The organism is Pseudoalteromonas sp. OFAV1 (assembly GCF_021532595.1).
GTDB classification, from domain to species: domain Bacteria; phylum Pseudomonadota; class Gammaproteobacteria; order Enterobacterales; family Alteromonadaceae; genus Pseudoalteromonas; species Pseudoalteromonas lipolytica_C.
Genome location: NZ_JAKGBG010000025.1, coordinates 54865 through 65590, shown reverse-complemented (window position 1 = coordinate 65590; position 10726 = coordinate 54865). Strand labels below are relative to the sequence as shown.

Annotated in this window: 8 protein-coding genes; all 8 read right to left on the bottom strand. The window is 38.0% G+C overall.

The genetic code is table 11. From position 1 onward, the window contains the following. Positions 1–293: 293 nt before the first annotated feature. The 8 genes from L1267_RS14390 to L1267_RS14350 all read right to left on the bottom strand — a co-directional run bounded on the left by L1267_RS14390 (position 294) and on the right by L1267_RS14350 (position 10721). Positions 294–746, bottom strand: coding sequence for an REP-associated tyrosine transposase (locus tag L1267_RS14390; protein ID WP_135922770.1), 453 nt, complete (start codon positions 744–746; stop codon positions 294–296). Between the two features lie 524 nt (positions 747–1270). Further along, complete coding sequence (locus L1267_RS14385; RefSeq protein WP_235383245.1) at positions 1271–3343, bottom strand: M13 family metallopeptidase; 2073 nt, start codon at positions 3341–3343, stop codon at positions 1271–1273. Positions 3344–3819: 476 nt separating this feature from the next. Further along, entirely contained in the window at positions 3820–4392 is a 573-nt protein-coding gene (locus tag L1267_RS14380; RefSeq protein ID WP_235383244.1) for a hypothetical protein, read from the bottom strand. 5 nt (positions 4393–4397) lie between these two features. Beyond that, complete coding sequence (locus L1267_RS14375) at positions 4398–4901, bottom strand: RNA polymerase sigma factor (RefSeq protein WP_235383243.1); 504 nt, start codon at positions 4899–4901, stop codon at positions 4398–4400. A 21-nt stretch (positions 4902–4922) separates the two neighbouring features. Further along, positions 4923–5630 carry a hypothetical protein gene (locus tag L1267_RS14370; RefSeq protein ID WP_235383242.1) on the bottom strand — a complete coding sequence of 236 codons (708 nt, stop codon included), beginning with the start codon at positions 5628–5630 and terminating at the stop codon, positions 4923–4925. A 312-nt stretch (positions 5631–5942) separates the two neighbouring features. Beyond that, positions 5943–6110, bottom strand: a complete 168-nt coding sequence (locus L1267_RS14365) for a hypothetical protein (RefSeq protein ID WP_166338703.1) — start codon at positions 6108–6110, stop codon at positions 5943–5945. Positions 6111–6118: 8 nt separating this feature from the next. Beyond that, complete coding sequence (locus tag L1267_RS14360) at positions 6119–6844, bottom strand: zeta toxin family protein (protein WP_235383241.1); 726 nt, start codon at positions 6842–6844, stop codon at positions 6119–6121. A 553-nt stretch (positions 6845–7397) separates the two neighbouring features. After that, entirely contained in the window at positions 7398–10721 is a 3324-nt protein-coding gene (locus tag L1267_RS14350) for a tetratricopeptide repeat protein (protein ID WP_235383240.1), read from the bottom strand. Between the last annotated feature and the right edge of the window lie 5 nt (positions 10722–10726).

The window sequence follows — 10726 nt, the reverse complement described above, 5'->3', positions numbered from 1 at the left end:
GCGTTAAAACGCCTCCTACAACCCCGTAGGAACGGCTTTAGCCGTGAACATTGCGTACAACAATTACCTAAATATTTCAGCGTTAAAACGCCTCCTACAACCCCGTAGGAACGGGTTTAGCCGTGAACATTGCGTACAACAATTACCTAAATATTTCAGCGTTAAAACGCCTCCTACAACCCCGTAGGAACGGCTTTAGCCGTGAACATTGCGTACAACAATTACCTAAATATTTCGGCGTTAAAACGCCTCCTGCAACCCCGTAGGAACGGCTTTAGCCGTGAAGAATTTACCTATAGATAGATACAATCCCAAAAAGGGTAATCACGCACACTTTTAACAATTCCGGCCCTCAATGGGTTTGCGATGATGTACCTCGATACTCCAAGCAAATGTTCTTCGTTCCTTATTAAAGAATCATAATATCCTGGCTGCCAAATTTTTCGTTTAGAGCATGTTTGCTTGTTTATGAGATATGAACTCTTCCCTTTGACCTCTTGAATCAATCGAGCTAAAGGTACTTTATCTTGTAATTGAAATAACCAGTGTAGGTGATCAGGCATTACCACAAAACAGATAGTTTTAGCTTTAATTTCTTCTATAGCCCTTAGAGTGTTAATTAAAGCTCGTGCATTATTAAAGTCAGAGAAATAACATTTTCTATCAAGCGTTGAAGTGGTAACAGAGTAATAATGAAATGGGATTGATACCCTATGCTTTCTTAGATTTTGATAATGTGCGGTCATCCATAACCCTCCATTTATTATCTTAAATCTAGACAAAGACGTATAAGAATCAAGTTAAACCCTCGTATGAACCGCTTTAGCCGTGAACATCACGAACAAAAAAATCACCTGAACATTCCGGCGTTAATACACCTCCTAAAATCCCGTAGGAACGGCTTTAGCCGTGAACATCACGCACAACAATCATCTATCATTTCGGCGTTAAAACACCTCCTACAACCCCGTAGGAACGGCTTTAGCCGTGAACATCACGCACAACAATCATATATCATTCCAGCGTTAATACACCTCCTACAACCCCGTAGAAGCGGCTTTAGCCGTGAACATCACGTACAAAGATCGCCTGAACATTTCGGCGTTAAAACACCTCCTACAATCCCGTAGGAACGGCTTTAGCCGTGAACATCACGCATAAAAATTATCTATAATTTCGGCGTTAAAACGCCTCCTACGTCAAAGCTGACAGCTCCAAACAAAAAAAGCTCTGAGCGTTCACTCAGAGCCTTTTTTAAATCGATAATCAATTACCAGATTTTTACGCGATCTTCTGGTTTGATATACATCTTGTCGCCTTCTTTCACATCAAACGCCTGATAGAATTCTGGCATGTTTGAAAGAATACCGATTACACGGTAGTGGCTTGGTGAATGAGGGTCTGTCATTAGGCGGTTGCGTAACTCTTCGTCACGGTATTTACGACGCCAAATTTGTGACCATCCCATGAAGAAACGTTGATCACCCGTGTAACCATCAATCACAGGCGCTTTTTCATCACCAAGTGATAATTGGTAAGCAGTATAGGCAACTGTTAAGCCGCCTAAGTCACCAATATTTTCACCTAATGTTAGCTCACCATTCACGCTAGCATCTTCAAACGGCTTATATTCATTATACTGAGCTACTAGCTGACCTGTGCGCTCTTCAAACTGTTTAAGGTCTGATTCGCTCCACCAGTTACGTAAGTTTCCGTCACCATCATATTTCGCACCTTGGTCATCAAAACCGTGACCAAGTTCGTGGCCGATTACCGCACCGATTGCACCGTAGTTAACAGCGTCATCAGCTTCAAGGTTAAAGAATGGCGGTTGTAAGATAGCCGCAGGGAATACGATTTCGTTGTTCACTGGGTTGTAGTAAGCGTTTACTGTTTGTGGTGTCATGTGCCACTCAGAGCGATCAACTGGCTTACCGAGTTTAGCAATCATATCGGCATACTCCCACTCGCTGTGGCGAATGTAATTACCGACTAAATCATCGCTTTTAACTTCAAGTGCTGAGTAGTCTTTCCATTTATCTGGGTAACCGATTTTTGGCGTGAACTTATCAAGCTTTTCTTTTGCAGCGATTTTTGTTTCTGGGCTCATCCACTCAAGGTTTTCAATCGCAACTGCGTAACCTCTAATTACGTTATCAACTAACTCTTCCATACGCGCTTTCGCTTCAGGTGGGAAGTTATCTTTAACGTATACTTTACCAAGCATTTCACCTAATACACCGTTTGATGCATCAACTGCTTTTTTCCAAAGCGGAGATTGCTCAGTCACACCACGAAGCGTTGTGCTGTAAAAATCAAAGTTAAGATCTACAAGCTCTTTATCTAATAGTGCAGCGTAGTTGCTCACAAAGTGGAACTTAAGGTAATTCTGCCAAGTTGCTAAGTCTGTATCCTTGTAGATACCTGCAAATTTTTCTAGGTAACTAGGTTGGCGAATGATTACCTCTTCAGTTTTAATACCTGACGCATCAAGGTAAGCTGCAAAGTCAAAGTCGCCAGTAAGTCTGTTAGCATCTGCAACGCTCATCTTGTTGTAAGATTTAGTAGCATCACGACTTTCAACACGGCTCCACTGCGCATCAGCAATGCTTGTTTCAAGATCAATAATAGCTTTAGCCGCAGATTCTGCATCTGCTACACCCGCTTTACTTAAGATAGCTGTAACGTATGCTTGGTAAGCTTCACGAATTTTTGTGAATTTTTCATCGTCTTTTAGATAATAATCACGATCTGGTAAACCTAAACCAGACTGATAAATATACATCGCGTATTCGCTCGAGTTTTTTGCATCATTATTGACATAATAACCAAATGGTAAGCTACCACCTTTAATGCGAAGTTCAGCCATTAAAGCAACAAGTTCAGGCTTGCTCTTTACTGCATCAACGCTTGCAAGTACTGGCGTTAATGGTTTGATACCAGCCGCTTCACGGCCTGCTTCATCCATATAGCTGTTATAGAACGCCGCTAACTTAGCTTCATCTGAACCCGGTTTAACATTAGTGTTTGCCGCTGCCTTTTCTAGCACTTCTTTCATCGCTTTTTGCGAATCATCGTAAAGCTGAGTGAATGAACCATAGTTTGATTTATCACCCGGAATTTCTGTTTTTTCTAACCATTCGCCGTTTACGTGATAGTAAAAGTCATCTTGTGCGCGAACAGACTTGTCCATGTTCGCCAGTTCAATACCTGAATTTAAAGGTGCTTTTGCTTCAGTGACGGCCGCAGTTGCTGGTGCTTTAGTTTCTTGTTCTTTTTCACCACAACCAACAAGACCGAGGGCTAGTGCAATACTTGCCGCGGTAAGTGTTACTTTTTTCATGGGAGTCCCGTACTAATTATTTTTTGATGTATTTATCGAAAAACTAGCAAACCTAATTAATCATTAGTTTTTCGCTTTCTCCATAATAAACCTCTCAAGCAAAACAATAAAACCGAATATGTAACAATTCTTATCAAAAAAGATAAGCGGCATATCTGAGCGGTGAGAGGGAGAAAAGCGATAAGGTGAAGACCGTAATGGTATTCCTAACAACTCATTAGCGTATATTTCGCAAGTCGAAGTCGTTATGAGCCGATGTTTTCACACATCCGCTTTTTAATTAGATGAAGCTTTCTTAAGCTGTGCAATCCCCCAAAAAAGCCCCCCTGCTCCCGTGCATGATAAGAAATAGAACAAACCCAAGCCGACAGGCGATCCCCAAAACAAAATACTGTATAAAACTTCCATCTATATATCCTTTATTATTATTTGAATAACACTTTATATAAGTTTTAGGAACGGCTCGTCAAGAAGCATTATCCACGCATTGCTTGAATACTCTCTAGCGCTTTAGCAAGCTGTGCTCTTAGTTTTTTATAACGTATATAAACAGCCAGTACGATAATGCCATTAATGCCAAGCTGGATAAGCCATAGGCTGTATGTTTTAAACATAACCATATTAAACAAGGCAACGATCAGCAAAGCGCACCAAAGAACAACGCAGCCAATAAAACTCACATGCCAGTAATGAACTTGGTGCTTCAGCTGATTCTCTTTAAAATTAAGCATTGCATTGACGTCTAGCGTTTCTGCTCGCCAAAGCTTTCGTCTTAAACGGTATGACCAAATCCCAAAACCTAAAGGAATAGGTACTAATAGCGCAAACATAATGGTTTCATAGGTATTTTTTGCCTCAAACAACATGGCGTAAATACAAAATACGGTTACCACAATACCTAAAAGTGAGTCGATTAACCCTTTTAACTTTAACTTAGTTCGCGACTTTTGCGTTTGTGCAATTAACGCCGCGCTATCCACTTTCGGGGTTGCCTGCACGAATGCCTGCTGCCACTTAGCTAATTGATCATCTGCTTCGAATTTATCCACTTTATTTACTCCATTAGGCTCGCAAGTTGTTGTCTTGCCCTACTTACACGTTTAGCAACCGCGTCCTCAGACAGTCCCAGTGTTTGAGCTATCTCACTTTGATTAAACCCTTCAAGCTGCAAAGCAAGCACCTGCCTATATTTCAGCGATAATTTACTAAGGGCAGCCATTAAATCTAAACTGTCGTCTGGTGATTTATGCGCACTTAAGGCTTGGGTGTAATCAATACTTTCAGAGCTTGCCATCTCTTTGCGGTTTTGCTCTTTAATCACATGATCAACCGCTTTATTGTGAGCTATTCGGGCAATATAGGTTTTCATGCTGGCATCACCTCGAAAGGCAATATCGGCAGATGAGTCGCTACTTTCAAAAGCACGCCAAACAGCCAGCGACATCTCTTGAATTAGCTCATCTTGCAGCGCTTGATTGATCTCGTAGGTTGCAGCAACACGCGCCAACAGTGGCGCGTATTCATTCAGCAATGTGTTTATTTGAACATCAGCTCTCACTGTACTTCCATGTTTTTATTATTATTTGAACAGACGAGTATAGGCGCAAAAGAAGGTACATGCTAATACAGGCCCCACCAATAGCATAGGTAAAAGACTATAAGGGGCAACAAAGGTAACAAGCATATTAATCAAACAAAGTATGCTTAATGGTTTAATCACCGTTAATGCGGTTGTAATGCTTTCTTTAACAGCTGCACTAAGCGAAGCATTGTTTAAAAGTAACAGAGGTACCACAAACATAAGCAACATATTTACAGGGACAATTGATACAAACATGACCCCAACGCGCCAGCGCTCAACATCAACAAACTGACCTGACAATAAAGCTGATAACTGCTCACTACCAATCAAAGTACTCCCAACAGCAAATTGCACCAGCGCCAGTAAAATACCAACAACTGACCACACGGCAACTCGCCCCCACTTCTCCCATGTTGCATTGTGCTTAAATGAAAAGCCTTGCTGATTATTCAGGTTAAACAACAATGGCCACACCGTTGCCATTAACATAGGCGCTAACCATTTAGATACGGTTAAACCTGTAGGTGCAGGCAATAGCTGCACTAAACCAGGCAAAATGGCGAACAGCGTCATAAGTAAAAAAAGTTTAAACGGTGCTTTTTTAAATAGCCCCCATCCTTCTTTTAACCAAAGAGTAGCATCACTAAATGGTGCGTTCATTGAATCAAGTGTTAGCGTATTCACAGTTGATGTTGTAGTCGTCATGAGTTTGTCCTTTTCGTAAAAATAGATACATAAGACACTGCCTATCGCTACCACCAAATAGAACAACTTCGTGTCATTTGCAGCTATAGACGAGACAAACTCAAAAAACCTGACAAAATATTTTTAAAAAAATAAAAATAATTTTATTTCGTTGAATTTTAAGGATAAAAAAGAGGTGTAGAAATTTTTGAGATTAAGCTAGTAAAGCTAATAAAAGAATTTTGGGTCTATAAGAGGTGTTTAATTTAACTATCTATTTGAAATTGGGTTTCTTTCTTAAGCAAAAAAGTCCCACATAGGGACTTTTAATAATTACTTATGGCCAGCAGGTGCTTTATTTACTACCTGTACTTGAGAGGAAATTGCTCGCTCAATAACTTGATTATAAACTCGCTTTTTCTCACTTGAGCTTGAATCAAGTACAAAGTCTGAAAGCTTAGAATTTTGAGCTTGCTTTGGCTTTATTAAATTTGAAAACATAGGCACTCCTAAAGCTCGTTTTTTGAGCTGGACGATGATTTTATCAGGCTCTCTAGATCTTCTCTAGTGAATTTTTCATCTAAATGATGCTCAATTGCCTGAACATTATCATGATAAAAGCGTGTTCGACCCTTATTATTCTTAACTAATAAATCTACTTTAATTTGACTTCCAAACTTTGCCTTAAGTTCCTTTATAACTTTTTGTGATGCAAAAAATTGATCTATAAAAGTATTTGGTAAAATTCTACGCCCTTCTAACTTCTCTCTAGCTTCAACAAATTCCCATGCATATTCTGGGTTTTGGTATACAAACAAAATAAGCACATTTCGACCTTTACGAATAGATCGCTCAATATTTTTTTCTGCAACATCATAACTTGCCAAGGTACCATCTAACAAAAATGACTGTTTATTTTTAAAAGCATGGTCAAGTGTCCTCTCTACAATAAAAGATACAGCACGATGAAATAAATAAGAATTATCACCTGTGTAACCAGGTATTTGCTCTCTTAACTCATCGGGATCAAGTCTGAGTACATTATCAGCACCAATCTCTTCTAAAAAAGCTTTTGAAGCTTCCGTTTTTCCAGCACCAGGCGAACCTGCCATAAAAACAGAAACCGGTCTTGTATCGGGAGGAAACTGATTTTTGTCTGTTAACTCACGGGCAATACGTGTTCTGTGTTTTTTAGCATAAGCTATGGCATGTTGTTCTAGTTCATCAAGTGTCATATGAAGCCTTTCCCTATCTTTTTATTATGTCCCTAGAGTGCCTATTAGCAAGTGATTTAAATTCAAAATAAATCCTATGCGATTAGCCTCTTTAGAGTTTCTGTATGTTTATAAGCGCTTTTCCCAGCTTTAAAAAAGCGCTTAGCACAGCCTATAACGGTTCGTGATAGGGAAATTAACTATTTGCAACGTTATGATATTGGTGGTGGTCATAAATGGTCATGCTCATTCTCAAAAGCATCTAGTCATACACTCTTCTTTTCTAATGGCGGACATGGCCTTAGGCGTAACGCACAAGAGAGAATGGCTGAGCTAAGGAGTTTCGGTTTAAGTAGGGCAATAGCTCTCGAGACAGTATCGCAAGAGCTAGGCCATTTCAGGGCTGAAATTACTGAAGTTTATTTAAAGTAATAACTCTCATGAACTCTATACAGACTTAAAGCAGATTCTGGTTTTTAGTTGATTAGTTGAGTAATAGATATAAAGTCAATATGGGTAGTAATATTGCGATAGCAACACTGTGAGTACTCCCTATCTCTTCGAGTCGGTACGACTAAGAGTTAATCTGCTTTGTTAAGAGCCTTATGACCTCTTGATTTATGTATTCAAGATCAAGGAAATTACATATTACAAAGTCATCAAAGTGAGCTTTAATAAACTGCCAAAACCTTTTTTCTTGAGGAGAAATTTCAAGTACTTTAATAAATAAAGTTATTACCATATCTTCTGTAAATCCTTTTTCAACTTTATCTAGTCGAGCACAACTTAATGCTGTGAAAATCAATTTAGTCCCGACACTATCCGCAATTATATCTTTAGAGAAAAACTTGTGACGAAGGCCAGCTAAAACAAGTAGGGATAAAAGATTAAAAAACCTTTCATCATCTTGCTCATTAGGTTTCCACCCTTTAATTATTTGAGCAATTAATGATAAAGCTTCCGACCTATTTGTGCTAGCCAAACGAGTCAGAGTCTTGTATCTCACAGGGACATTAACATTCGCCATATACAACAAGTACAAATTGAATTGCTGCTCTTTCAATGAAAGCTGATCTAAAGCTTCTAAGTACAATTCATTAGCGTTAGCGAAAGTTAAGTCAGAGTCTTTGAATAACATAACAAAACTGTTGTCAAAAGATAAGTAATCATAACCAAGCAGAGAGCATGCACATAAACTGGAAAACGTCGAACTATCCATAAAGTCTTCAAACTTTACAAGGCCAATAGGTATATCTTCTAGCTGGGTCTGGGTTAGTGCAGCATTCTTTAATACAAATTCTACACCTTTCACTAATCTCTGATTTAAAATGTGTTTTTCATTACTAACTATAAGTTTTCCGGCTGCTCCCACGCTGGCTCGTAAGTGCTCCTTCTTTGAGTGTTCTAACCAACTCTCCAAAAGAGACTTGGTAATTGGGGTGATAAAGTAATTTCGATCTGTGAATGAGAACACTTCATAGAAACCTAAAAGTGAAATAAAACCTACACTATACAAATCAAGTACTATGTTTTTCGACTCTGAAATTGTTACTGGAAACTGATTTTTTAAACAATCTTTATCAAGAATCACTTGTATGACATTTTCGAGGTTATTAGTCTCGAATAACCAATTCCCTTTTATTTGTATTGGCAATTGAGAGTGCCTTTGGATTTCATTCGGTTGTTTCGTACGTGTTAATTTTGAAATGACCTGAGCCATTGAATTAGTGATATTTTCGTCTTGTCCTGAAGGGAGCTCTATTAGTTGAAACGCATCAGAACCATCATTCTGCTGAGTTCTTATTTTGGGAGCGATTCTCCATGCAGCACCCAAAAATGGGGGCACTATTTCTATAATTGTAAATTCTTCAACGCCAAAGTGAATAGTATCCCCCACAGTACCTTGGATCAGAGATTCAGCATGGGAAGATTGCGAATCTAGGAGGTTACTATGTTTTCCTTCATACCCATCAATAATAAGTTTGATTAACTCTTTACCTTGAGAGGTCTTTAAAACATAACATGAGCAGATATTATCTACTTTATCTGAAAACTCATATTCAACTCCATTGATTGTTCCATTGAGAGCAAAATCAGTAAGAGGTTTTGATATAGTTTCAGGGCTATCTATAAACCACTTTAATAAGAACGGCTCTATAAACTTAAATAATCCATTTCTCATCATCGAAAAAAAAATTTTCCAAGCTTCATCAGTTGGTTTCTCAAAAAGTATAGTAGGAATTTGACGAGATAAATCGATGACTTTTTTCTTTGCTCCAGCTCTTTCATATGCATGCGTAAGCGAACACCAAACTGATATGTTTTTTGCATGATTTTTTATCAAATGCTCAAGAGTGGCAATCTCTGAATCGAGATCTGTATTTATTTGATATAAGTTTACCCTCAGAGCCCAACAGTTAAAATTCCATCTAGCTTCGGATAGAAATTCCAGCGATTTAGTGAGCTTGTTATACTGTTTTGACTGAAAAAGTAGTTCTAAGTAATAGTCATAAAGAGGAGAAAGCCATGCCTCTTTTGGTAAACCGAGTTCAATTAGTTTTATCGCTTGCTCAAAAAGCCTCTTCTCTTGCAGTCCCTTTGCTATTTCCATTAAAAATGGTGGTTGAATTTTTGTCCCTTGCCTTTCAATATGTTGAATTAAATTATCCGCAAGAACAGATATACCAGCCGCCTCAGCAGACTCTTTATTAGCAATTAATGAGAGTTTTAATTCACAAACATTCCTAGTGAACTCATCATCAATATCTACAGTAAGGCCCTTAGCTAATAACTCCCTAAGCCGTTCTTTATTGAATATATTTTGAATATATAAAAACTGAAGGCTACTTAGTTTCAACTCTGTAGCAATTTTATCTGCAATTGAAGTGCTTAATTCAGGATTTGATTTAGTTTCTAAAAGTTCAACCAATTCTTGATCACTAAATACTTTAGGATTTTCAAATTTTAAGAATAGTAGTTGCTCTTTAATTTCTTGCGGTAACTTATTTTGAATGTTTTCGTTATTCACACATAGATCAACTAGCTCAAAATCCTCAAAGTTAGTATTGTATAAACAAGCGCAGATTATACTTATGACATTATTATCAATCTCTTGGCAATTAATGAAGTACTTTGAGTCTTCAATAACACTATCAAGAATAGCCTTTTCTTCGAAATTTATAGTCCAGTAATGAGATTCACTAAAAATGTTATTTAATTGCGCTGCTCTACAGAGGTAATCAAGCTTCTTTAGTTGAGGGAACTCTTGTTTTCTTCTTCTAATACTATCAACAACTTTTTTAGCCTCTTGAACAGCATTAACTCTAAGGTATCCATAAATGATAGCTACAAGGGTATCCTCTGTAAGGTCTGGTTTATTATTTTCGTAAAAATCTTTAATGCTTTGGTAATCGGCTAACCACTTTAAGAATAAGGTATTTGTTAAAGTACCTGGTTCAGGTGTACTCAAATATCGCTCAAGCGCAACATCAAAATCCTCATTTATTACGTCTTTCCTAATCAAAGAGGCAACAATAAGATCTTGTACAAAGGGGTTATGACATGATTTCTTATTTTCAAGTAAAAGTGTTATGGCATCTGACTCAGGACTTTTATCTGATAATACTTTTAAAGCGACTAATGCAACCCTAGCTTCATTATTTAATGAATGGGTCAATTCAAGAGTGGATATTATGAGATTTGCATCATTTTGCTTGCCTTGGGTTATTAAACTTATAGCGTTTGACAAAGGTTGTCTAATTTTATCGGGAGCGAGTTCAACTACATGCTTAGTAACTTGCTGCAACTCAAGTCTGTCGACTCTGCTATTATTCAAGTTTAATTCATTTTGACCATTCCCGTTATGTACCTGCGATGAATTGATACTTGATTTTTGCATATAGA

Excerpts from the sequence above, each read along its gene's own strand:
- L1267_RS14390 (WP_135922770.1), bottom strand. The coding sequence starts at position 746 with ATGACCGCACATTATCAAAATCTAAGAAAGCATAGGGTATCAATCCCA.
- L1267_RS14385 (WP_235383245.1), bottom strand. The coding sequence starts at position 3,343 with ATGAAAAAAGTAACACTTACCGCGGCAAGTATTGCACTAGCCCTCGGT.
- L1267_RS14370 (WP_235383242.1), bottom strand. The coding sequence starts at position 5,630 with ATGACGACTACAACATCAACTGTGAATACGCTAACACTTGATTCAATG.
- L1267_RS14365 (WP_166338703.1), bottom strand. The coding sequence starts at position 6,110 with ATGTTTTCAAATTTAATAAAGCCAAAGCAAGCTCAAAATTCTAAGCTT.
- L1267_RS14360 (WP_235383241.1), bottom strand. The coding sequence starts at position 6,844 with ATGACACTTGATGAACTAGAACAACATGCCATAGCTTATGCTAAAAAA.
- L1267_RS14350 (WP_235383240.1), bottom strand. The coding sequence starts at position 10,721 with ATGCAAAAATCAAGTATCAATTCATCGCAGGTACATAACGGGAATGGT.